Raw genomic sequence first — 23,094 nt, forward strand, 5'->3', positions numbered from 1 at the left:
CCGCCGCGTCTTGCCCGGGCTCGTCCCTGAAATCCACGTCTTGCTCCTGGCCAAGGCCATTCGTGGATGGCCGGGACAAGCCCGGCCGGGAAGAAGCGGGCGGAGCGTCAGGACAGGGGGCGTTCAGCCGAGCGTGTTCAATTGGGCCATCAGCACCGGGTGCGGCTGCGGGAAAGCCAGGATCTGCTCGATCGCCAGGCAGGCCTCCAGGATCAGCCGTTCGGAATATTTCGGTCCCGAGACCTGCAGGCCGATCGGCAGGCCGTCGCGCGACACCCCGCAGGGCAGGGTCGCGGCCGGCAGGCCGGTCAGGTTGAAGGGCAGGGTATAGGGCACGCCGTCGCGCCAGCGGTCGTAGCCCTGGGCGTGGTAGACGGTTTCCACCGGCGCCGCGACGCGTGGCATGGTCGGGGTCAGCAGCAGGTCGAAATCGCGGTGGAAGGCCGCCAGTTGACGCCCGAGCCCGGCGCGCGCGGCTTCGCCCGCCAGCAAAGCGTCGATATCGACGCCGAGGCCGCTCTCGGCGACGGCGCGGAATTTGGGATCGAGCTCGTCCCAGCGCTCGCGCGGGATGGAGCGCAGGCGACGGGCAAAGCCCGCGAGCCAGAAGGCGTTGAAGCTGGTCTTCAGGTCGCCGATGACAGGACCGACCTCGACGATCTCGGCACCGGCGGCGCGCAGGCCGGCGATCGCCGCCTCGAGGCCCGCCCGCACCTCGGGATCGGGCGCGATGCCGCCGAGATCGGGCGAATAGGCCAGCCGCGGACCGGCGAGCCGCGGCCGCAATCCGCTGAGCCAGCCGGGCTCCGGCGGCGGCAGCGCGAACCAGTCGCGGTCGTCGGGCCGCGCCATCACCTCCAGCACCGTCACCGCTTCGGCCACGGTCCGGGTCATCGGCCCGCCCGAGACCAGCGTCGCGAACAGCCCTTCCTGCGGATGATGCGGCACCCGGCCGAAAGTCGGCTTGATGCCGAAAATGCCGCAGAAGCTCGCGGGGATGCGGATCGAGCCACCGCCGTCATTGCCGAAGGCGAAAGTGCCGATGCCGGCGGCGACGCAGGCCGCGCCGCCGCCGCTCGATCCGCCGGGCGTCCGTCCGGGGTTCCAGGGGTTGCGTGTCGGGCCGTCCTGCAGCGGGCCGTCGGTCAGGCCCTTCCAGCCGAATTCGGGCAGGCGGGTCTTGCCGAGGATGACGCTGCCGGCCTCGCGCAGCCGCGCCACAACAGGTGAATCGGCGGCTGCCGGCGTCTCCTCGGAGGTGCGCGACCCGTGGCGTGTCGGCAGGCCGGCGATATCGACATTATCCTTGATCGTCACGGTCACGCCGTCGAGCGGCCCGATCGGCTGGCCGGCCTGCCAGCGGGCCGTGCTGTCGGCGGCGGCCTTCAGCGCGCCCTCGGCATCGATCAGCTGGAAGGCGTTGAGCGCGGGTTCGAGCCGGGCGATGCGCTGCAGGTGCAGGAGGGCTACCGCCGTCGGCGTCAGCTCCCCCTGGGCATAACGATGGCCGAGTTCGTCGACGGTCAGGAAGCAGTCGGCTTCATTCATCACGGCCATGTCCTCACAAGCCCGCGGGGCGGTGCTGGGCCCAGGGGCGGACCTGTTCGAGCAGGGCGCCGAGCCGCAGGACATCGGTCTCAGCCCCCCAGGGCCCGACGATCTGCACGCCGGTGGGCAGGCCGTCGGTGGCAAAGCCGGAGGGGACCGAGAGGGCGGGATGCCCGGTGAGGTTGAACGGATATTGATAGGAGGTCCAGCCTTGGCGGGTAATGCCGCTCTTCACGCCGTCGACCTCGACCTCGTCATTGGCCGCGTCGAATTCGACCGGCAGGGCCGAGCGGGTATTGGTCGGCGTGACCAGAAAATCATAACGCTCGAACAGGCCCTGAATGGCGCGGAACAGGCGCGTACGGGCAAATTGCGCATTGCGGAAATCGGCCAGGCTGAATGTCGCGCCGCGCTCCATGAAGGCGAGCGTCACCGGATCCATCTGGTTTTGCCAGCGCGGCAGATAGGGCGCGCAGAACACGGTGAAATTGGCCTGGTAGAGAATCCGGCCTTCGAGCTCGATCCAGTCGATCGCGTCGGTGACCTCGTCGACCTCGGCGCCCAATGCGCTCCAGGCGTCGAGTGCTGCGCGGGTATTGGCGGTCACGTCGGCGGCCACGCGCGGATTGGCGCAGCGCGCGATATAGCCGATGCGGGTACCCGAGAGGTCGCTGCCGGTCATTCGGGGTGAGAGCTGCCGCTGGTCTTCACCCTTGATGCTCCAGGGGTCTTTCGCCGATGGGCCGGTCAGCACCGCGTGCATCACGGCGGCGTCGGTCACCGTGCGGGCCAGCGGCCCGGCATAGATATTGTTGCCGAAGGCGTCGCGCGTGGTGTCGCCCGGCACCGCGCCGAGTGTGGGTTTCAGGCCGACGACACCGCAGCAGGCGGCGGGACCGCGCACCGAGCCGGCGCCGTCGGTGCCGAGGCCGAGCGGGCCGAGGCCGGCGGCGACCGCCGCCGCCGCGCCGCCGCTCGACCCGCCGGAGGTGCGGCCGAGATTCCAGGGATTGCGCGTGATGCCGTGGCTCGGACTGTCGGTCAGGCCCTTGTTGCCGAATTCCGGCGTCGTCGATTTGCCGATGATGATGGCGCCGGCCGCCTTCAGGCGCTGGACCAGCACGTCATCCGCCGTCGCGACATTGTCCTGGAAGATCGCCGAACCGTGCTTGGTCGGCACGCCGGCGACATCGACCAGGTCCTTGATGCTGACCGGCACGCCGTGCAGGGGACCGAGCCGGTCGCCCGCCATCACCGCCTGTTCGGCGCGCCGGGCGTCGGCCCGGGCCTGGTCGGCGGTGACCGTGACGAAGGCGTTGATGCGCGGTTGCTGGCGTTCGATCGCACGCAGTACGGCCGCGACATAGTCGACCGGCGACAGCTTGCGCGACCGGACGAGGGCGGCCGCCCGGGTTGCCGGCATGAACAGGAGGTCGGCGTCTTGCATGGCAGCTCCGGCAAGCGAAACGGTGGGGGCGGCATCGATCTTGGCCCGCCGCAGAGTGTCCGCCGCTGGCCGGCCCGTCCAGGCTTGGTGCGACGCACAAGGCCCGGTTCAGGGCTGCCCTGCGGCAGACGGACGCCGGGCATGATCGGCGGTTGCGTCGGGCCGGCCGCCGGGTCACCTTGCTCGTCCGACAGTGCATGCAATCGTTTGACCGCAGCTGCTTCTAGGGTTCGAAGACCAAGGAGAGACGAGCATGGCAGGCAAGTCGATGTCCCGTCGGTCCGTGCTGTTGACCGGAAGCGCGGCGCTCGCCGCCGCCGGCATCATTCGCCCGCGTGAGGCGCGTGCCGCCAAATCGGTCAGCGTCGTGCTGGAATCCGAGGTCGTCATCTTCGACCCGCATTTCACCACCGCGGCGATCACGCGCACCTTCGGAACCCATGTCTTCGACACCTTGTTCGCGATGGACGGCAGGGGCGACATTCAACCGCAAATGGTCGAGAGTTTCGAGACTTCGGCCGATAAGCTCACCTGGAAGTTCAAGCTGCGCGACGGCCTGCGCTGGCATAGCGGCGAGCAGGTGACCGCTGCCGACTGCGTCGCCTCGCTCAACCGGTGGGCGCCGCGCGACGCCCTTGGCCGCATGCTGGCCGCCGCCACCGCCTCGCTCACCGCCGACGGCCCGCGCAAATTCACCATTCGCCTGAAACAGCCTTTCCCGCTGATGCTGGCGACGCTCGGCAAGGCCAATGCGCCATTGCCGGTCATGATGCCGGAGCGGCTGGCCAGGACACCCGGCGACCAGCGCATCACCACGCCCATCGGCTCCGGGCCGTTCCGCTTCCGCTCGGACCTCTGGCGCTCCGGCAATGTCATGGTGCTCGAGCGCAACCCGGACTACGTGCCACGCCAGGAGCCGCCCGACTTTCTCGCCGGCGGCAAGACCGTCAAGATCGACCTGCTCGAGCTCAAGGTCATGCCGGACCAGTCGACCGGCGCCAATGCGCTGATGCGCGGCGAGATCGACTACATGCAATATCTGCCGTTCGACATGCTGCCGCTGCTGCAGCGGGCGCGCGGCGTCAATTTGCTCGGGCTGGGTGGAATTCATCAGTTCCAGGGCAATTTCAGGCTGAACCACCAGTTCCCGCCCTTCGACGATCCGGCGGTCAGGCGGGTTCTGTGGAAACTCGCCGACCAGTCCTCGATCCTGACCGCCATCGGCATTCCCGAGCAGTTCCGGGCACCGCAATGCCCGTCGTTCTGGATGTGCGACGCGCCGCTCTCGACCACCGCCGGTTCTCAGGCCGCGCGTCTCGACATCGAGGCGGCGAAGGCCGAGCTGAAGGCGACCAGCTATCGCGGCCAGCCGGTGATCCTGCTGGAGGTGGGCGGCTCGATCAGCCAGACCGCCGCCAATGTCCTGGCGCAGAACATGAAGAATGCCGGCTTCGTGGTCGATGAGCAGATCATGGACTGGGGCACCGTCCTGGCGCGCCGGGCCAAGAAGGATGGCTGGTCGATGTTCTCGGTCTATTCTAACGGCACCGACATGATCTCGCCGCTGTCGCATTTCTACATTGCCTCGACCTGTGCCGACTATCCCGGCTGGTCCTGCGACCAGCGCATGCCGGCGCTGCTCGAAACCTTCGCCAAGGCCGACAGCGAGGAGGACCGCAAGCGCATCGCGGCCGAGATCCAGACGCTGGCCTATGAGCTGACGCCCTCGGTCATGTGGGGCCAGTTCACCATACCCGCCGGCTACCGCAGCCACCTCAACAACCTCATCCGCTCATCCTACCCGATGTTCTGGGAGGTCGACAGATGAGGTATCACCAGGTGTGGCGCAGGCCGAGGCTGCCGCGGATCGACTGATGCCGCTCCCCGAGTTCGGCGTCGAGCGACGAGGTGAGGCTGAGCCCGCTGCCGAGCCTCAGTTCCGCGCCAGCCGAGGCAAGCGCCGTGTGCATCGAGGGGCGGGCCCCGAACACGGTGAAGCCGGAATTGGACAGCGTCTGGAACTGGGCGTCCAGCGACCGTTCCGTGGTCGGCTGATAGGCCCAGGCGAGGCGGCCGAAGGCGATCAGGTCGGTGCCCGGCGCCAGCACGATCCGGCTGTCCAGCCGCAGGCCGAGCTCGGAGCGCAGCCAGGCCGCGGTCTTGCCGGTGAAGCTGAGCCCGAACACGCCGCCGGCGGGGATCGCGCTTTCACTGTAGCGCGGCGCCGAATAGCCGATCGCCTCCAGCGCGGCATAGGGCGTCCAGCCGAAGCCGGGCTGGCCGAAACGCCAGCCGGTCTCGATCCGGCCGCCATAGGTCTGGGCGGTCACGCCCGAGCGATAGAGCTCAGGGCCGGCCAGGTTGACGTTGCGCTTGATGTCGAAGCTGTTCCAGCCATAGGCGATCGCCGCCGAGACATAGGCATTGCCGAAGCGGGTCGAACCGTAGAGGCCGATCTGGAACAGGTCGCCGGTCCCGCCGCCGCGCGCTCCCAGACCATAGGAGGTGCCGCCGCCGGCCAGGGCGAAGCCGACCAGCGTATCCGGCGAAAGGCGCCGGTCGGCGCCGGCGGCGACGCCATAGATGCCGCTATGGGTGGCCGCCGCGCCGCTGCCGGCATCGGCATTGATCCGGGTCGCCTGGCCGAAGGCCTTGGTCCACAGGCTCCAGCCTTCGCTGATGCGCCCCGGCTGCGCCACGCGGACCGGCGGATCGGCCATCTGGACCAGCGACGGGCTAGCCGAGGACGCCTGTGCGCCGCGGGCGCCGGCCATGGGATCGAGCATCAGGTTGAGGAACAGGCTGGAGGCGCGTAGCGCCACCTCCTGCGTTCCGGCGCCGGGCTCGCCCGACAAGGCGCTGAGCGCCTGCTGCAGCGCCGGGAGCGGCAGCAGGTAGAGCGGCAGGAAGGCCGAGACGTCGGCGCCGCCGGCGACCGCCCGGTCGAGGCCGGCCGCGACATTGGCCGGGTTGGTCGGGGTGCCCGGCGGCAGCAGAGGAGTGAGCGCATTGACGCTCAGCGTCAGCAGGACGTCGGTCGCGGTATAGCTGAGATGGGGGGTGATGGCCGGAGTGGTCGAGCCGAGGTTGACGAAGGTGCCGCTCAGGCCGCCGGTGGCCGACAGCACCGTATAAGGGGTCGAGAAGCTGAAGCCGCTGCCGGTCAGGACGACACGCAGGCCGCCGGCGAGCGCCGCCGTACCGCCGATCGCGATCCGGTCGGACGCCGAAGCCGACAGCTCGATGAAGGTCACGCTGCCGGCGTTGAACGTCGCGTTGCCGACGACCGTCAGCGTGCCGATGCCGCCATTGCCGGGGGCGAGATTGCCGCTGAGATCCAATCCACCGATCGTCCCGCCACCGGTCAGCCAGGCACCGCCATCGACCGTCACTGCCGAGACCAGGGATCCGGGGACCGCCAGCGTGCCGGCCTCGACGATCGTCGGGCCGGTATAGGTATTGGCGCCCGACAGGGTCAGGGTGCCGGTGCCGACCTTGACCAGCGAGCCGCCGCCCGGGCCGCAGCCGCAGCCGTCGGAGATGACGCCGCCCACCTCGGTCGACAGGTTGTTGCCGCCGACGGTCAGCCGGTTGGAGCCGAGCCAATAGTTGCCCGCGCCCTCGATCGACCCGGCACTGATCCGGCCGTCGCCGCCCGGGCCATCACCGAAGCCGAAATCGACCAGGCCGCCGGCTTCGGTGATGAAGCGGGCAGCGCCGCCGGTGCTGTTCTCGGTGAACCACGTTTCCGCGCCGTTCTGGGTGGTGATCGTGGCGCTGCCGGCGGTCGAAAACGCCGCGAACACGGTCAGGCTGCCTGGCTTGTTGAGGATGGTCGCCTGATCCGCCGATGGCGTGAAGGTGCTGAAACCGGGGGCCGGTGACCCGAACAGCAGCAGGCTTCCGGCCTCGTTGGTAATGGTCGCCGTCCCGGCGCGCGCCTGCTCGGTGAAAAGCATGTCGCCGCTGTTGACGATCGTCGCGTTGCCGGCCGTGCTGTTGTCGCCGAACCAGAGGCTGCCGCCGGCTTCGGTGCTGATCCTGGCATTGCCGCCGGTGGCGGCGCCGTTGAAATAGGTCGTGCCGCCGTCCTTGTTGATGATCGTGGCGTTTTCGGCGGAGGCCGTTTCGGCCGCGCCGCCGCCGTACAGGCCGATCAGGAGAAGGCTGCCATATTCGTTGGTGATCGTCGCCGTGCCGGCGCGCGCCTGGTCCCGAAACAGAATATCGCCATTGTTGGTGATCGTCGCCGCGCCGGCGGTGCTGCCATTGCCGAAGGCCACGCCGCTATTGTTGACGATGGTGGCGGTGCCGGCGCTGCTGGTGTCGTGGAAGCTCAACAGGCCAAGGGGCGGCACGGTGGTGATGGCGGCGTTGCCGGCCGACGTGTCATTGTAGAAATTCACCTCGCCGGCGGTGGTGATCGTCAGCCCGTTGGTACTGCCCTTGACGATGTTGAAGGTGCCGTCATTGGTTACCGTGCCGGTGATCGCGCCGGCCGTCGTGGCATTGCCGAGTTGCAGCGTGCCGCCCGCGTCGATCGTGGTGCCGCCGGCATAGCTGTTCTCGCCGGACAGGATCGTCGTGCCGCCGGTCAACTGCCGGACGCCGCCGGCGCCGCTGATGGATCCGGAAAAGTCGCCGTTCTGCAGCGACAGCACCATTGCGGCGCCGCTGCCGGTGCGGACCTGCCCGGCGCCCAGGAGGTTGCTGACCGTTGCCGAGAAGCCGTTGAGGTCGAGTATCGCGCCGGTATCGACGGTCGCCGAGGTGAAGGTGCCGAGCTGGGCGGCGAACAGGCCGTTGCCGTCGCGCAGGGTGCCGCCGGCGACCTGCAGGCTGGCATTGATGCCGACGGTCACGGTATCGGCCGCGAGCTCCACCGTGCCGGTATCGGTGGCGCTGCCGAAGATCGCCGTGCTGCCGTCGCCGAACAGGATCACGCTGGCCCCGGCGGCCGGCCCGAAGGTGATCGTCTGGCCCGCCGCCGCCGAGACCGTGCCGGTCACGCCGGGATTGAACACGAGGCTGTTGGAGAAGGTCGCGGAGACGGTCGAACGCAGGCCGCCGCCGTTCAGGACGATCGTCGCGGCTCCCGCCGGTCCGCCGAGCGCGCCGGCATTGCCGACCTCGATGGTTCCGGCATCGATCTGAAACGAGGCGCCGAGGAAGGGGTTGGCCGCTGTCAGCGCCAGGGTTCCCGCGCCGGTCTTGACGAGGTCGCTGGCGAAGGGCGACGTGATTTCGCCGGCCTGGACCGCACGGCCCGAGCCGACGTCGAACGTGGCGGCTCCCCCGAAAACCAGCACGCCGACGGCATTGTTGATGGTGACGCCATCGCGATAACCGATCGTCGTGCCTGCGGCCAGCAGTTGGACGATGCTGTCGCTGAACGCCGCGTCATTGCCCGCGACCAAGGTTCCTTCGACGATATTGGTCTGGAATGTATAGGTATTGGCACCCGACAGCACCAACGTGCCCGCGCCGGTCTTGAAGAGAGCGTTGGGCCCGCCGGATATGACGCCTGATTGCTCGGCCGTGCCGGCGGCGATGATGAGGTTGGTGCCGGCGACCCCATCGACGACGATCGGCGCCGCGCTGACGTCGCCGTCGTTATAGGTGACCGGAACCTGGGCCCAGGTCGCCGTCGCCAGCGCCGATGAGGCGACCGTCGCGAGCAATGAATGGCGGATGGCGGTGCGGTTGCCGGCATGCCGCAGAATGCGATGCGCTGCCTGCCACATGTCGCGTCCCCCCAAGAGCGCCACAATGGGGGGATGACGTTAGGTCTGGTGCGAAATTGCAAGGAAAATGTAAGGTTCGGATGCGCTTTTCGCCGAAGCTGTGCTCGGGCGACAACAAGGGCGTGTGGCCGTCGGATCTTCGCCTCATGCTTGCTGCGATGCGTCACGCGAGGGTCATTCCAGATTTTACGACCGTCGGGATTGCAGGGCCCGGCGGTGGCGATCAAATCCGGCCGGCCCGCCAATCGCGGTGGTCGGCACAGCCGTTCAAGCAGGAACGTAGGTCAACCTGATCACGTCCTCGCCCATGAGATCGCTGGCCACGAGGCGAAGCCGTGGCCGTGGGCCGGCGAAGAACGGCTTGCCGCGACCAAGCACGACAGGATGGAGGTAGAGGCGATACTCGTCGATAAGGCCGAGCTCGGTCAGGCTTCGTGCCAGGTCCGGTCCGCCCACTTGGATTTCGCCAACGCGCTGGGCCTTGATCCCGCGTACCGCCGCCGCGAGGTCATCGTCCACGAGTGTCGCGTTCGGGCCGACCGACTTCAAGGAGCGCGACACGACCCATTTCGGCTGGCGGCGCCACGCAGTCGCGAAGTCGCGCCGCGCCGCGTCCCACTCGGGATGATCCTCGTCCCAATAACGCATGAGCCCGTACAGGTGGCGGCCGTACAGGCTGCCCGCCTGGTCGCGCGCCTGCTCGACGAAGTGGCGAAAAAGGCCCGGGCCCGGCGCAAACGCCATGTGATCGACGTAGCCGTCCAAGGACTGGTTCATTCCAAAGACGAGCTTCGCCATGATGCAAATCCTCCGCCTCGGCTTCTCTCGAGCATCTGAGCCAAGAGTACGGACCAAGAGTACAGAGAAGCGTGGTCAGAACAATCTGCCCGCCGGAACGAGCCCCGCACGGAGCTCCGGGCGGGGAGGCGAGCCAGGCGCCGGCCTGCCGGTCTAGCCGGCCTGGCTGTATCGCTTGTGCGGTTTCGGCGGCGGCCCCCGCACCAGGCCTTCGTCGTCGCGGTCCCGCTGATCGGCGAAAGTGCCGGCACCGACCATGTCGCCATGATTGCGGTCCTGGCCCTGGTTGCCGCGGGAGGTTCCGCCGGCCTTGTTGGGTTCGTCGCGGTTGACGTCGCGGCTCGATCCGCCGGGGTGTGGGCTATTGGCCATGGTGTCCTCCAATCGTCCGACCGCGCATTGACGCGCCGGCTGGGCTGGTCGCCCCGCCAGGGAACAACCAGCCATGGCCCGAGGTTGTTCCGGATCGCGTGTTTCGGCGAGGAACCGCACACCGAGTTGCGCGTTCCGAATACGGATCCCCGAGGAACTCCGATGCCCACCGACGAACCATGGATGCGCCCCTACGTCCTGTCGATTACCGGCCTGTTCCTGGAGGACGGTTTCGCGCGGCTCGCCGAGGCGCTCGGGCGGTTGGATAAAGGGGCCGGCGAGGCGGCGCTGGCGAGGTTCGAGGACATCATCCGTGCCCAGATCGCCGATATCGGCGAGCAGGATGACATTCCCCCGGCGGTGCTGGTCGACCTGCGCCGCAATATCGAAACGCGAATGGCGTCGGTGTTCGCCAAGGCGCGGCAGAGAATGACGGCTCCCGTCATCGATGCCGTGGTGAGCGCGAAAGGCCAGGCCGATGCGCAAGGCCTGGCGACGGCCAATCAGGCCGGCACCTTGGGCCGGCCGTCGATCGCGGGCAATCCGATATCGTGAGTGACGGCCGGCTGAGCGGCGGTCTAGACGCCGGCGCCAAGGCCGCCGAGGAGATAGATGATCAGCACGATGACGAGCACCGTGCCGAGGCCGCCGCCGAGGCCCGCCCGTCCATAGGCGCGATGCCCGAAATAACCTCCGCCTCCGAGCAGCAGGAGGATCAGGATGATCAGCAGCAAGGGTGACATGGCGAGGTCTCCGGGCAAGGGGCAATGTCCCGCGACGCGGCGGCGGGGACGATTTTGGCGCTGCGGCCGTGTCAGGCCTCGCGGCGCGGTTTCGAGGGGGCGCCCGACTTGGTTTCGGACGAGGTCGCCGACACCGGGTCGCTGGCCGGAAAGGTGTCCTTCAGGGCCTTGGTCAGATCGCGATCGGCTTCATGATCGTCATGTTTCGGCGGCATGACGGGGCCGGATCCGGCGATGGCTTCCTCGAATTCGCGCGTGCCTTCGGCCTGGATATCTTCGGCCTTGCGGTCGGCGAGGGATTTTCCGGAATGGGCCATGCTGTCCTCCTGTTGTCCCTCATCAACAGGGGGCGCGACGATCGGTTCCATGCGCCGGCCGCTTCGCCCGGGGAACTTCCGGGTGCCGGCGGGGTTTCTCGCAGGTCACAGGAGGGCGACCATGGCCGAGGTTCATTATGCGGTGATCCAGCATGACGGTGGTTGGGCCTATCGGCTCGGCGACGTCATTTCGGAAACTTTCGCGTCTCATGACGAGGCCGTCGTCGCGGCCGAAAGCGCGGCCGCCCGCCAGCGGACGCCGGGCGATGCCGTCGAGATCGAATATGAGGACGGCGACGGCCGCTGGCACCGGGAGCGCTCGGCCGGCGACGATCGGCCGGATGCCTCGGTCGACCCCGATCCGAGCCGGAGGAGGCGGTGATGGGCCAGCCGATCCCCAGGCAGAGCCCCGGTTTCGACGAGGACGATCCGGCCCGCCGGCGGCGCCCGCCGGACCAGGATCGCGCGCCGGTGATCGATCCGGCGCGCCATCCCGACCAGGACCCGGCCATCGATCGGCCGGCCGGCGACGTCGATGAGCCGCCCGGCGAACCGCGCGGGCGCAATGACCACGAGCCCGATTGATCGCGCCGGCGACTGGGATCTGCGGTGTCCGGCGTCGGCGGACCGGGCGGGGTCGGGACCGTCTCGAGGGGGACAATTGACCGAGAGCATGGCATTTGGAATGGCGGCGGGCGCCTCGGTGGCGATCCTGGCCAACCGCAGTTCGGGACTGACGTCGCGCACCGGACAGGCCGTCGATGTCGCGGTGTCGACGCTGGCGGCGCATGGCCTCTATCCCAGGGTGTTCATGGCGAAACATGGCCGGCTCGGCGAGGCGCTGGCGGCCTGCCGGCGCGACGATCCGGATCTCGTCGTGGTCATCGGCGGCGACGGGACCATCCTCGCCGCCGCGGAGGCGTTCCTGGAGACCGGCACACCGCTGGCGATCGTGCCGCTCGGCACGGTCAATCAACTCGCGCGCGACCTCGCGATCCCGCTCGATCCGGAACTGGCCATGGCGGCGCTTGCCGGCGGCACGCTGCAAAGCATCGATGTCGGCCGGGTCAATGGACGGGCGTTCCTGTGCACCTGCGTCGTCGGGCCGCTCGCGCGTCTGCAGCGCTATCGCGAACAGGCGCGCGGCCGGCTTCCGGCGACGCTTCTGGCGATCGCGACGACGCTGATGAAGGCGTTCAGCCTCAGGCCGATGCGCCTGGTTCTCGGCGACGGCGCCCGAACCTGGCGGGAGGACAGCCGTGGCGTCATCGTCTCGGTCAATCCGTTCCTGACCCAGCCGTCGCGCATCCCCAAGCGCGGCCGGCTGGATGGCGGCCGGCTCGCGGTCTATGCGGCGCGCGACAATGGCCGGCTGACGCTGATGAAGATGGCCGCGGCCATTCTCGCCGGGCGGGCGGGCGACAATGCCGGCATCGTCTACCATGAGGCGCCGGCCATCACGATCGCCGCGCGGCGCAGGCGGGTCACCGTGCTGAACGACGGCGAGGTCCGTCTGCTGGCGACGCCGCTGCGTTTCGACCTGAGGCCGCGTGCCTTGCGCCTCCTGGTGCCTGCCTGTGCGAGCGCCGGCCCCGAAACCTAGCGCGGGCTGCCATTGGCGATGCGCGACAGCCAGGCCCGAACCTCCGCGGGTTGCTGGAACGCCGCGTCGGCATGACGGAAATGCTCGCCGGCGACCTTCAGGCCGAAACCGCCGGCGGCCTCCGCCACCGTGAAGGCGTCCTCGTCGGCGCGGTCGTCGCCGATCATGATCGGGATGCGATCGGCGAAGGGTGTCCGTCGCATGATTTCCCTGAGCGCCGTTGCCTTCGACGTGCCGTTGGGGATCACCTCGATCACGGCGCGGCCTTCCTTCAGGTGATGATCGAGATTGAGCTCGACCAGGAGGTGGGCCAGCGCATTGAGCAGCGCCGGCCCGGCCTCCGGCGCCTGCCGGAAGTGAACGGCCAGGATAGGCCCCTTATATTCGAGCCGGACACCGGGATGGCTCGCCGCGAGCGCCACCGCGCGTGCCAGCAGGGCCGGCGCTATGGCTGGCGGCAGCGGCTCGACCGGCCCGCTGGTGGCGAAGCTGAACTCCAGGCCATGGAGCCCCGAGCCGGCGAGCCGCGCCGGGGCGATCATCCGCGCGATATCGGCCAGGTGCCGGCCCGTCACCACGGCGACCGCGCCGCCGAGACGCCGCTGCAGGCGCGTGAGATCGGGTGTCAGGGTCGGCGGCAGGACGACCTCTTCCGGCGTGTTGGCGATATCCACCAGGGTGCCGTCGAAATCGAAATAGACGGCGTATTGGTCCGGCCGCAGGCAGATCTGCGGCGCCAGCAGGTCCGGCAGCGTTCGGGATATCGCGGCATCGCTCATCATGCGGCCTGTTTGAATGACATGCGGTGGGTGCGGGCAGGGCAGGGACGCAGGTCGTGGGACATGGGTGCGGAACGCCAGCCCATCGGCGAGGTTCCGGCGCGCATTCTAGCGCATGGCGGCCAACCGTCGAGGAACTGATGGGCAGGGGTCCCCCGGCGGGCGACCGCCGGTGCCGGATCGTTTCGGCGCACGGGGGAACCGGCGCGCCGGCCGGCCGTTGATTGAGGGAGACCAGAGGAGGCGACGATGATGCACCCGAAGGAACCGGGCGGTTGGCAGGATGCCCAGGCGCCGCGGACGCCGGCCGATGGCAAGCCTGGCCAACAGACCCAGGGCGATGGTCGCCAGAAGGAGCCGCCGGGCGGCCAGAAGCGCGGTGAGGCCGGACAGCAGCGCTGATGCGGCCGGCCGCGGCAGCCGGGTACAACCAGCCGGCGATTGGAACAAAACAGGAAACGTGTCATCCACGGGGCTGATGCCACCGAGGGAATGATTCGGCCTTGTCCGCTGCCGCCAGCTATCTGACCAAGCTGAACCCCGAACAGCGGCGGGCGGTGGAACATGGCGTGGGTGCGGCCGGTGGCGGCGGGCCGCTCCTGGTGATAGCCGGCGCCGGCTCCGGCAAGACCAATACGCTGGCGCACCGGGTCGCTCATCTCATCGTCGCCGGCGCCGATCCGCGCCGCATCATGCTGCTGACCTTTTCGCGCCGGGCCGCCGCCGAGATGACCCGCCGGGTCGAGCGGATCGCGGCCGAGGCGCTGGGCGCCAAGGCCGGCGTGATGACCGATGCCTTGAGCTGGGCCGGCACGTTTCACGGGGTCGGCGCGCGCATCCTGCGCGATTATGCCGGCGAGATCGGGCTCGATCCCGGCTTCACCATTCACGACCGGGAAGATTCGGCCGATCTTCTCAACCTCTGCCGGCACGAGCTCGGTTTCTCCAAGACCGAGACGCGGTTTCCGACCAAGGGCACCTGCCTTGCCATCTATTCGCGCGCGGTGAATGCCGAGATGGCGCTGGAGGAGGTGCTGCGCCTGGCCTTCCCCTGGTGCATTGCCTGGACCGCCGAGCTGAAGCAGCTGTTCGCCGCCTATGTCGAGGCCAAGCAACGCCAGAGCGTGCTCGATTATGACGATCTCTTGCTCTACTGGGCACAAATGGTCGCCGAGCCGGTGCTGGCCGAGGATCTCGCCGCGCGTTTCGACAACATCCTGGTCGACGAATACCAGGACACCAACCGGCTTCAATCGTCGATCCTGGTCGCCCTCAAGCCGCGTGGCACCGGCCTCACCGTCGTCGGTGACGATGCCCAGTCGATCTATTCGTTCCGCGCCGCGACCGTGCGCAACATTCTCGACTTTCCCGGCCAGTTCGACCCGCCGGCCGCCATCGTCACGCTCGACCGCAATTACCGCTCGACCCAGCCGATCCTGCAGGCCGCCAACGCGGTCATCGGCGAGGCCACCGAACGTTTCACCAAGAACCTCTGGACCGAGCGCGTCTCCAGCGTCCGTCCGGGGCTGATCACGGTGAGGGACGAGATCGACCAGGCGCGCTACGTCGCCGACCGGATCCTGGAAAATCGTGAGGCCGGCACGGCGCTGAAGGCCCAGGCGGTGCTGTTCCGGACCTCCCACCACGGCGGTCCGCTGGAGGTCGAGCTCGTCCGGCGCAATATTCCGTTCGTCAAGTTCGGCGGTCTCAAGTTCCTCGACAGCGCCCATGTCAAGGATCTCCTGGCGCTGCTCCGGCTGGTGCAGAACCCGCGCGACCGGGTCGCCGGCTTCCGCGTGCTGCAGCTCATTCCCGGCATCGGGGCGGGCTCGGCCGCACGCCTGCTCGACCGGATGGCCGCGGCCGAAGACCCGATCGGCTCGCTTGCCCAAGCGCCGCCGCCGCCGCGGGCCGCGGCCGACTGGCCCGCCTTCGTCGATCTCATCGGCGGCCTGCGATCCGGCCGGGCCGGCTGGCCGGCTGAATTCGGCCAGGCGCGGCTCTGGTACGAACCGCATCTGGAGCGCATGCACGAGGACGCCAGCGTGCGCCGCGCCGATCTGCTGCAACTGGAGCAGATCGCCGGTGGTTATGCCTCGCGCGAGCGGTTCCTGACCGAACTCACCCTCGATCCGCCCGACGCCACCAGCGACCAGGCCGGCGTGCCGCTGCTCGATGAAGACTATCTGATCCTGTCGACCATCCATTCGGCCAAGGGCCAGGAATGGAAATCGGTCTTCGTGCTCAATGCGGTCGACGGCTGCATCCCCTCCGACCTCGGCGCCGGCACGAGTTCGGAGATCGAGGAGGAACGGCGGCTGCTCTACGTCGCGATGACGCGCGCCAAGGACGACCTGCATCTGATGGTGCCGCAGCGCTTCTTCACCCACCAGCAATCCTCCGGTGGCGACCGGCATGTCTACGCCCAGCGCACGCGGTTCATCCCGCCGGCGCTTCTGGCGCTGTTCCAGCACGCCACCTGGCCGATGGCGCAGGATTATGCGGGGACGCGGCGGGCCGCCGCGCCGCTGAAGATCGATATCGGCCAGCGCATGCGCGGCATGTGGCGCTGAGCCGTGGCGCGACCGTTCCCGTTACGGGAACCTCCGGCGGCCGATCGGGTTGGATCCTTGACGGGCACGTGGCCCGCAATGTTCCGATCCGATGGAGATATGTCATGGCTGACGCGCAAGGTCGCACGGGACCGAAGGGGGCGGGGGCGGACGGTCCGACCGAGCTCGAGGACAAGATCGTCCGCGGCGCCAGCGATCTGGCCTCCTCCGCGAGCAAGACGCTGAAGACCGTCGGCGTCGACACCGACGTCATGGTCGGCGCGGCCAAGGGGCAGGCCACCGAATTGCAGAAGTTGCTGATCGACGAGATCGCCGCCCGGCCGTTCCGCGCGCTCGGCATCGCGGCGGCGATCGGTTTCGTGGTCGGCGTGTGGAATGCGCGGTAGAGGCCGGTGCTTGTTTTCGCTTGATCCACGGGCGGTTGGCGTCGGCGGTCACACCCGTCTCGTCTTGGCCGGGCTTGTCCCGGCCACCCACGAATTCTCCTGATGCTGTGCAAGACGTGGATGCCCGGGACAAGCCCGGGCAAGACGCGGTGGAGAGCGGAGCGCCGAGGATAGACGGCGGGTTATGTTTCCCCGCGGCAATACCGGAGGGTTCGCATGCGATACACCGCCCCTTTCGTCATGCCCGGGCTTGTCCCGGGCATCCACGAATTCGCCTGAGGCCGCGCAAGACTTGGATACCCAAGACAGGCCCGGGCGGGACACGATGAGGACTGGCGCGCTCGCGAATGGCCGGGGGCCTCCGCGTCCGGCTCCCGCCTCAACGCCCCGGCCGGTGCCGTTGTGACGCGGTCTGGGCGGCGTGGGCGCGGCGGTCTTCGGCGCTCACCGGGAAGCGCTGGCCGAGCACTTCCTCGGCGATGACCTCGAACCGCGTCAGCACATGCGCGCCGAAGGAATTGATGATCGGCACGTCGGCGGCGTCCTGGCCATAGGCCATGACGATGCGGCCGATGCGCGGCATGTTGTGGCGCGCGTCGAATGTGTACCACTGGCCGTCGAGGAAGGCTTCGAACCAGGCGCAGAAATCCATCGGCGCGGGATCCCTGGGCACGCCGATATCGGGCAGATAGCCGGTGGCGTAGCGGGCCGGAATGTTCATGCAGCGGCATAGCGTGATCGCCAGGTGCGCGAAGTCGCGGCAGACGCCGACGCGCTCCTCATAGGCCTCGGCCGCGGTGCGGGTGTCGCGCGCATATTGATAGCCGAAACCGAGGCGGTCGTGGACGAAGCTGGTGATCGCCTGCACGCGGTTCCAGCCGGGCGCCACCGCGCCGAAGCGCTGCCAGGCCATGGGCGACAGTTGATCGGTCTCGCAATAGCGGCTGCCGCGCAGGAAGATCAGCGTCTCCTCGGGCAGGTTCTCCGGCGCGATCTCGCCGGCCGAAGGAGCGACCGTATCGGGAAAGCCCGGGTCGAAGATGACCCCGCCGGCGGTCAGCGACAGGCCGCCCGCCGGCGCCGTGATGCGCCGGGACAGATTGCCGAACGGATCTTCGTGCAGCGACTGTTCGATCGGCAGGCCGGGGTCGGCCAGCGCGACCGCCGCGAGATCGGTCGCCTCGGTCAGGTCCTGCCTGCGCCCGGGATGGATATCGAGCAAGGTGATCAGCGGCGTCGCCGCGTCGCAGACGATGTCGATGTGAAAGCCATAGCGGATATGCATTGCGCGCTCCGGCGGCGGAATGAACGGGGGACCGCGGCGCCATGCTACAGCACGGACGCGCCGGGTGGCGCCATCGTTGCGTAAAAAGGGCGCGAGCGGCAAGCTCGCGCCCGTTCGCATCGGTGGGGACCGGCTTACATCCAGTAGGGGCTGGTGCCGTAATAGTCGTAGATGCGCTTGCCGTAGGTCCGGTCGCTCCAGTCCGGCTCGCCGGCGCGGTCATACATGGGCGCGTGTTCGAGCCGGTCGCGGGTCAGCGGCACCACATAGCCGCCGCGCTCCGTATCGTATTTCAGCACGCTCCAGGGCAGCGGATGGTATTTTTCGCCAATGCTCAGAAAGCCGCCGAAGGACATGACGGCATAGACGACATGGCCGGATTCCTTGTCGAGAATGATGTCGTGGATCTCGCCGAGATGCTCGCCGGCGCTGTTATAGACCTCGGTCCCGACGACCTGGTCTGCCGCAATGATCGAATGGGCCGGCCTGGACTGGGCCGACATGGTTCCTGTGGCTTGGTTCGCCATTTTGCATTCTCCACGTTGTGACGCTGAGCCCGCGGTAGCGGGCGGACAACAAGGAAACGTCCCCCGCCGCGGCAAGGTTCCCGGCCGGCGCCAATAGCGCGCCGGCGCCCGCCGTCAGATCAGCGGCCGCGGCGTCGTTTCGCGTTCGAATTGCGCGGCCATGCGGGCGGTCAGGCGCGGGTTGACCAGGGTCAGCCGTCCGCCGGAAAACACGAACAGGCCGGCGCGCCGCAGCCGCGACCAGGTCTTGCTGGTATGGACCAGCGACAGACCGAGCGCGTCGGCCATGTGCTGCTGCGACAGCGGAAACTGGAAGCTCCGGTCGGTGACGTGGCCGAGCGCTTCGGAGCGGCGATAGAGCGAGATGATCAGGGCCGCCACCCGCTCGGTGGCGTTGCGCTGGCCGACCGAGACGAGGTTTTCGTCGACCATGCTTTCCTCGCGCGAGCCGAGCCAGGCCAGCTCGTAGGCCATGGCCGGCATCTTGACGAACAGGTCCCAGATATGGCGCCGGGCGAAGACGCAGACCTCGACGTCGGTCAGCGCTTCGATGCCATGCTGCGAAGCGCTCAGCAACGAGGCCTGCAGCCCCAGGATATCGCCGGGCAGCAGGAAGTTGAGGATCTGCCGCCGGCCATCGGGCAAGGTCTTGTAGCGATAGGCCCAGCCGGCGAACAGTGTGAACAGCTCGGCCTCGGTCTCGCCCGGGCTGATGATGTCGGTGCCCGCCTTGACCAGCCGGTGATCGATTTTCATCGACTGGATGAACGAGACATCCACGTCGCTCTTGTCGGCAAAGACCGGCTTGGCCCTGAGCGGGCAGGCGGCGCAGGGGATGCCCGCCCGCGGCAGACGGCTTTTGTCATTGATGACGAGCATGCGGATCTCCCGGCTTTGGTCAGCTCGTCAACGGCCGCGCGACCCGGAAGTTCCGCCGGTTCGGCGGAACCGGCCGAGACATCGGGCGTTGTCAGAGGCGACGCCTGTCCGGCTCCGGTCGAGTGCGGCTCTCCCGCGCGGTCGCGCTCCTCCGAATGGATGATCATGATGGCTGAAAACGAAGCTCTGCCGCGGGATGACGGTCCGTCCGCCGCATCTCCCGAGCGCGCACGGGCGCGCGAATTCTTTCGAACCGCGCTGGGGTTCTGGAGAGGGCGTTCCAGGCTGCGCGCCTGGGGGCTGACGCTGCTGGTCCTGGCCTTTGCCGCCGCCCAGCTCGGCGCGCAGGTCGGGATCAACGCCTGGCAGCGCCTGTTCTTCGACGCGCTCGAGCGCAAGTCCGTGGGCGAGGTCCTCGGCGCGATCGGCTGGGTGCCGGTCATTGTCGGGTTTTCGGCGGTCACGCTGTCGGGCGTGGTGGTCACCCGCATGCTCTTGCAGACGCGCTGGCGCGAATGGCTGACGCTGCACCTGGCCGGCTGGTGGATCGCCGACCAGCGTTATTACCGGCTGGGTTTCGTCGCCGAGGAACAGACCGCGCCGGAGTTCCGCATCGCCGAGGATGTCCGGCTGTCGGTCGAGCCGCTGGTCGAATTCGCGCTCGGCCTGATCACCGCCTCCGTAACCGCGCTGACCTTTGCCGCCATTCTCTGGCAGGTGGCCGGGTCGATCGAGTTCCAACTGGCCGGAACCACGGTCGTCATTCCCTTCTATATGGCGATCGCGGCGATCCTCTATGCCGTCACGGTTTCGCTCGCCGCCTATTTCACCGGCCGCCCGCTGGTCGCCAAGATCTCGCACAAGAACCAGATGGAAGCGCAGTTTCGCGCCGAGATGACCAGGCTGCGCGAAAATGCCGAGAGCATCGCGCTGATCCGGGGCGACGACGACGAGCGGGCCTCGGTCCAGGACAATTACCGCAATGTCGTGAAGTCCTGGATCCACATCGTCCGCCAGCAAGGCATCATCGCCATCGTGATGAACACAAATGGCGCGCTGTTTCCGATCATCCCGCTGGTGCTGATCGCCCCGAAATATCTGGCCGGCGAACTGACGCTGGGCGGCGTCATGCAGGTCACCGCCGCCTTCAGTGCCGTGCAGTCGGCACTGATCTGGTTCGTCGACAATTTCGTCAAGCTCGCCGAATGGTACGCCTCGCTCAAGCGCGTCGACGAACTGGTCGAGACGCTGGAAGATCTCGACATCGGCACGATCATGGAAGGCGAGGGGCAGGTCGAGCTCGGCACCAGCGAGGACGACGCGATCCATATCGACAACCTGTCGCTGGCCCATCGCAACGGCCGGGTCGTCATCGCCGACGCTTCGGTGGTCATCAAGGCCGGCGAAAAGGTCCTGATCACCGGCGCCAGCGGCACCGGCAAGAGCACGCTGATCCGTGCGCTGGCGGGGCTATGGCCGTGGGGATCGGGCTCGATCAGCGTGCCGCCGGGCCAGACCATCGCCTTCGTGCCGCAGAAACCCTACATCCCGACCGGCAATCTCAAGGCGGCGCTGGTCTATCCCCATGCCGACATGGCGGTCGGCAATGACGTCATCGTCGAGGCGATGAAGCGTTGCGGCCTGGGCTATCTCAGCCGGCGCCTGGAGGACGAAGAGGACAAGTGGGACCAGACGCTCTCGGGGGGCGAACGCCAGCGGATCGCCTTCGCGCGGCTGCTGATCCAGAAGCCCGACATCATCATCATGGACGAGGCGACCTCGGCGCTGGACGAGGACAGCCAGAACGCCCTGCTCGGGCTGCTGCGCGAAGACCTGGCCGGCGCCACCGTCATCAGCGTCGGCCATCGCACGGGTCTCGAGGAGTTCCATGACCGCAAGATCACCCTGGAGCGTCGGCCGGCCGGCGCCCGCCTGACCTCGGAGCGGCTGACCAATCCGCTCTGGCGCATCTTCGGCCTGAACAAGGCCGGGGCTTGACGCTGCGGTTCGCACGGGGCCGCCCTCTCCGTGCCCTGGCCGGGCTTGTCCCGGCCGCCCGCGCCTTGCGCGGCAGCGGACGTGCGTGGATGGCCGCTGCCGCGTGCATGAGGACGAAAAGGGCACTTGCCTGCGCGGAACAACCCAGGGTTTCGCGGGTTGGACCTGCATCGATCCGAAACGAGGCAGGAGACCTTCATGTCCATCGCATCGCGTCCGGTTCTTCCGTTGATGTCGTTTGCCGCCGCGATCCTGGTGATCCTGGCGATCTGCCTAATCAGCATGATGCTGCAGCCGGGCGTGCGCGGCGACGTCCAGGGGCAGCTCATCAGCATGCCGGCCGGCGGACTGGCGGTCGATACGGCCGCAGCCAAGGACACGCTCGCGCTGGTGCTGCCGAACAGCGGCGATCATCAGGTGGTCGAGCGCTGATGCCGGTCAGGCGGTCACCCGCCACGTCGCCAACTCGGTCGCCGTCTCGCGGGCCGGCTGTACGGCCTCGGCCTGCGCGGCGAGGCCGGCCAGGATCTTCGGCGGCGGCCCGAGCACCAGGTCACGGTCGGCCGTCAGCCTGAGTTCGAATGCCCTCGCGTCGAGGGCTTCGCCGGTGTCGGCCACGCGCACGGCGATCCGCACGCCCGGCTCCGTCGACAGGCAGCGCGACATGGTCTCGACGACAAGCAGGCCAAGCGGGATCAGCCGGTCGATCGGCAAGCTCACTTCGGAGGTGATGTCGCCGTCGATCGTCTGGCCGGGCCGTGTCAGCAGCCGCGAAATCGTCGCCAGGACCTCGTCGAGAAAGACGTCGACGCGCACCGGGTGCATCTCGCCATGGGCGAGCGCGAAGCGATAGGCGATGGCCAGCACCTGGACGCGACACTCGGCCTCGCTCAGGGCCAGGTTGGCCTCGGCCGAATGGTTGCGCTTGGCGAGCGACAGATAGCTCTGCACGATCTGCAGGCTGTTCTTCACCCGGTGATGCAGTTCGCGCACCAGCAGGCGGTTCTGGTCGAGCGCCTTCTGCAGGGCCTGTTGGCGCTGCTCCTGGGCGTCGACCATGCCGTTGAAAGCCCGCGCGACGCTCTTGATGTCGGACGGCATTTCCTCGGCGACCAGCGCGCGCGCGGTGAACGACGACTGCTGCTCCTGGCGCGCCGCCTGTTCGATGCCGCGCAGCCAACGCAGGATGTGGCTGTGAATGGCGCGCAGATAGACGGCGCAGAGCAAGGCAAGCGTCGCCAGCGGAATGATCAGAAGGGCCAGGAACTGGGCGCGGGCGGCCAGTGCCGCCGTCTGGTCGAGGCTGGCCAGGACATAGAGGTTCGGTTCGGCGATCCATTCCCCGGAATAGGAGCGCGTGGCGCCGGCGCGGCTCGGCCCATCGAAGCGCGAAAGGGTCCGCGGGATCGGTTCGGTCGCCGGCAGCCAGCCGGCGGCGCTCGCCTCGTCGCCGCGCGCGATCAGCACCTCGTCGCGGCGTCCGATGAGACCGATCACGGCGCCTGATGTCAGCGCGCCGAGATTGAAGGCTCGTTCGAGCGCCGCCACCTCGGTGATGAGCAGCGCCTGCCAGCCGGTTCCGGTCCGGCCGTCGCCGCTGGCATGAATGGCGAAATAGCGCTTGCCGTCGATCTCGACATAGTCGTAGCGCGCCGCCGGCTCCTCCGGGGTGCGCGTGGCAGCGCCGGCGGCCCCGGCCGACATCATGGCGTCGAGCTTCGCCGCCGACAGCACGTCGTTACGCGAAGCAAGGCAGGCCGTGCCGTCGGCGAAGCGGATGCGCAGGGCCTGGTAGTCCTGGACGCCGGCGAGCACGCGCTGGCCGATCGCATTGCACTCCTCGGCCTGGGCTTCGGCAGCCTGAATGCCGGCCACCGTTGCCTGCAGGATGCGCAGCGTTCCATCGAACCAGATGTGCGTCCGGACCGAATAGTTCGCCACCGCCTCCAGCTGGCGGTCCTCGATCGATCCCAGCACCGACCGATAGGTGGTCACCGCCGCGACCGCCGACAGCAAGGCCATCGGCACCGCGATCAGGACCAGGAGCCCTATCAGGCGGCCTCGGACGGTCTGGAACTGGGAAAGCTTCATGCCT

General features: G+C 68.3%; 22 protein-coding genes. 10 read left to right on the forward strand and 12 right to left on the reverse strand.

Features of this window, described 5'->3' with window-relative positions:
- Positions 1–123: 123 nt before the first annotated feature.
- On the reverse strand, positions 124–1,548 hold the full coding sequence (locus tag AC07WJ_RS25100; protein WP_494937545.1) for an amidase: 1,425 nt from the start codon (positions 1,546–1,548) through the stop codon (positions 124–126).
- A 13-nt stretch (positions 1,549–1,561) separates the two neighbouring features.
- Complete coding sequence (locus AC07WJ_RS25105) at positions 1,562–2,995, reverse strand: amidase (RefSeq protein ID WP_494937401.1); 1,434 nt, start codon at positions 2,993–2,995, stop codon at positions 1,562–1,564.
- A gap of 253 nt (positions 2,996–3,248) precedes the next feature.
- Here AC07WJ_RS25105 and AC07WJ_RS25110 point away from each other — a divergent pair, with 253 nt between their 5' ends.
- Positions 3,249–4,823, forward strand: coding sequence for an ABC transporter substrate-binding protein (locus tag AC07WJ_RS25110; RefSeq protein ID WP_494937402.1), 1,575 nt, complete (start codon positions 3,249–3,251; stop codon positions 4,821–4,823).
- Positions 4,824–4,827: 4 nt separating this feature from the next.
- On the opposite strand, the gene AC07WJ_RS25115 is transcribed toward AC07WJ_RS25110, so the two are convergent.
- The 3 genes from AC07WJ_RS25115 to AC07WJ_RS25125 all read right to left on the reverse strand — a co-directional run bounded on the left by AC07WJ_RS25115 (position 4,828) and on the right by AC07WJ_RS25125 (position 9,909).
- Entirely contained in the window at positions 4,828–8,739 is a 3,912-nt protein-coding gene (locus AC07WJ_RS25115; RefSeq protein ID WP_494937403.1) for an autotransporter domain-containing protein, read from the reverse strand.
- Between the two features lie 267 nt (positions 8,740–9,006).
- A complete protein-coding gene (locus AC07WJ_RS25120) occupies positions 9,007–9,537 on the reverse strand; it encodes a dihydrofolate reductase family protein (protein WP_494937404.1) in 531 nt (176 codons plus the stop codon).
- A 153-nt stretch (positions 9,538–9,690) separates the two neighbouring features.
- The gene (locus AC07WJ_RS25125) at positions 9,691–9,909 is read right to left on the reverse strand and encodes a hypothetical protein (RefSeq protein ID WP_494937405.1); all 219 of its coding nucleotides are present in this window, start codon (positions 9,907–9,909) and stop codon (positions 9,691–9,693) included.
- A 27-nt stretch (positions 9,910–9,936) separates the two neighbouring features.
- Here AC07WJ_RS25125 and AC07WJ_RS25130 point away from each other — a divergent pair, with 27 nt between their 5' ends.
- On the forward strand, positions 9,937–10,464 hold the full coding sequence (locus AC07WJ_RS25130; RefSeq protein ID WP_494937406.1) for a hypothetical protein: 528 nt from the start codon (positions 9,937–9,939) through the stop codon (positions 10,462–10,464).
- 23 nt (positions 10,465–10,487) lie between these two features.
- On the opposite strand, the gene AC07WJ_RS25135 is transcribed toward AC07WJ_RS25130, so the two are convergent.
- Together AC07WJ_RS25135 and AC07WJ_RS25140 are read right to left on the reverse strand one after the other, a co-directional pair.
- Entirely contained in the window at positions 10,488–10,652 is a 165-nt protein-coding gene (locus AC07WJ_RS25135) for a DUF3309 family protein (protein ID WP_494937407.1), read from the reverse strand.
- A gap of 71 nt (positions 10,653–10,723) precedes the next feature.
- The gene (locus tag AC07WJ_RS25140; protein ID WP_494937408.1) at positions 10,724–10,969 is read right to left on the reverse strand and encodes a hypothetical protein; all 246 of its coding nucleotides are present in this window, start codon (positions 10,967–10,969) and stop codon (positions 10,724–10,726) included.
- Positions 10,970–11,090: 121 nt separating this feature from the next.
- Here AC07WJ_RS25140 and AC07WJ_RS25145 point away from each other — a divergent pair, with 121 nt between their 5' ends.
- From AC07WJ_RS25145 to AC07WJ_RS25155, 3 genes are all read left to right on the forward strand, one after another.
- Complete coding sequence (locus AC07WJ_RS25145; RefSeq protein ID WP_494937409.1) at positions 11,091–11,351, forward strand: DUF2188 domain-containing protein; 261 nt, start codon at positions 11,091–11,093, stop codon at positions 11,349–11,351.
- Positions 11,351–11,554 carry a hypothetical protein gene (locus AC07WJ_RS25150; protein WP_494937410.1) on the forward strand — a complete coding sequence of 68 codons (204 nt, stop codon included), beginning with the start codon at positions 11,351–11,353 and terminating at the stop codon, positions 11,552–11,554. Before AC07WJ_RS25145 ends, AC07WJ_RS25150 begins: the two co-directional genes overlap by 1 nt.
- Positions 11,555–11,642: 88 nt before the next feature.
- Entirely contained in the window at positions 11,643–12,572 is a 930-nt protein-coding gene (locus tag AC07WJ_RS25155) for a diacylglycerol/lipid kinase family protein (protein ID WP_494937411.1), read from the forward strand.
- On the opposite strand, the gene otsB is transcribed toward AC07WJ_RS25155, so the two are convergent.
- Positions 12,569–13,354 carry a trehalose-phosphatase gene (gene otsB / locus AC07WJ_RS25160; protein ID WP_494937412.1) on the reverse strand — a complete coding sequence of 262 codons (786 nt, stop codon included), beginning with the start codon at positions 13,352–13,354 and terminating at the stop codon, positions 12,569–12,571. The two genes, AC07WJ_RS25155 and otsB, sit on opposite strands and share 4 nt — an antisense overlap.
- A 246-nt stretch (positions 13,355–13,600) precedes the next feature.
- Between otsB and AC07WJ_RS25165 the strand changes: the two genes are divergently transcribed.
- From AC07WJ_RS25165 to AC07WJ_RS25175, 3 genes are all read left to right on the forward strand, one after another.
- Positions 13,601–13,753, forward strand: coding sequence for a hypothetical protein (locus AC07WJ_RS25165; RefSeq protein WP_494937413.1), 153 nt, complete (start codon positions 13,601–13,603; stop codon positions 13,751–13,753).
- Positions 13,754–13,854: 101 nt separating this feature from the next.
- Positions 13,855–15,924, forward strand: coding sequence for an ATP-dependent helicase (locus tag AC07WJ_RS25170; protein WP_494937414.1), 2,070 nt, complete (start codon positions 13,855–13,857; stop codon positions 15,922–15,924).
- A gap of 104 nt (positions 15,925–16,028) precedes the next feature.
- Positions 16,029–16,310, forward strand: coding sequence for a hypothetical protein (locus tag AC07WJ_RS25175; RefSeq protein WP_494937415.1), 282 nt, complete (start codon positions 16,029–16,031; stop codon positions 16,308–16,310).
- Between the two features lie 379 nt (positions 16,311–16,689).
- Here AC07WJ_RS25175 and AC07WJ_RS25180 read toward each other — a convergent pair whose 3' ends face one another.
- The 3 genes from AC07WJ_RS25180 to AC07WJ_RS25190 form a co-directional block, all read right to left on the reverse strand.
- A complete protein-coding gene (locus AC07WJ_RS25180) occupies positions 16,690–17,595 on the reverse strand; it encodes a transglutaminase-like domain-containing protein (RefSeq protein WP_494937416.1) in 906 nt (301 codons plus the stop codon).
- 134 nt (positions 17,596–17,729) lie between these two features.
- On the reverse strand, positions 17,730–18,122 hold the full coding sequence (locus AC07WJ_RS25185; RefSeq protein ID WP_494937417.1) for a PRC-barrel domain-containing protein: 393 nt from the start codon (positions 18,120–18,122) through the stop codon (positions 17,730–17,732).
- A gap of 114 nt (positions 18,123–18,236) precedes the next feature.
- Positions 18,237–19,001 (reverse strand): Crp/Fnr family transcriptional regulator, encoded by a 765-nt coding sequence (locus AC07WJ_RS25190; protein WP_494937418.1) that lies wholly within the window; start codon positions 18,999–19,001, stop codon positions 18,237–18,239.
- Positions 19,002–19,169: 168 nt separating this feature from the next.
- Between AC07WJ_RS25190 and AC07WJ_RS25195 the strand changes: the two genes are divergently transcribed.
- Both AC07WJ_RS25195 and AC07WJ_RS25200 read left to right on the forward strand, forming a co-directional pair.
- Entirely contained in the window at positions 19,170–20,999 is a 1,830-nt protein-coding gene (locus AC07WJ_RS25195; RefSeq protein ID WP_494937419.1) for an ABC transporter ATP-binding protein/permease, read from the forward strand.
- Between the two features lie 198 nt (positions 21,000–21,197).
- Positions 21,198–21,431: a hypothetical protein gene (locus AC07WJ_RS25200; protein WP_494937420.1), complete on the forward strand. Its 234-nt coding sequence runs from the start codon at positions 21,198–21,200 to the stop codon at positions 21,429–21,431.
- 6 nt (positions 21,432–21,437) lie between these two features.
- Here the strand turns inward: AC07WJ_RS25200 and AC07WJ_RS25205 are convergent, their stop codons facing one another.
- Complete coding sequence (locus AC07WJ_RS25205; RefSeq protein ID WP_494937421.1) at positions 21,438–23,090, reverse strand: sensor histidine kinase; 1,653 nt, start codon at positions 23,088–23,090, stop codon at positions 21,438–21,440.
- Positions 23,091–23,094 lie beyond the last annotated feature (4 nt).

This window comes from Phreatobacter sp. GW821-FHT04C01 (assembly GCF_059420385.1).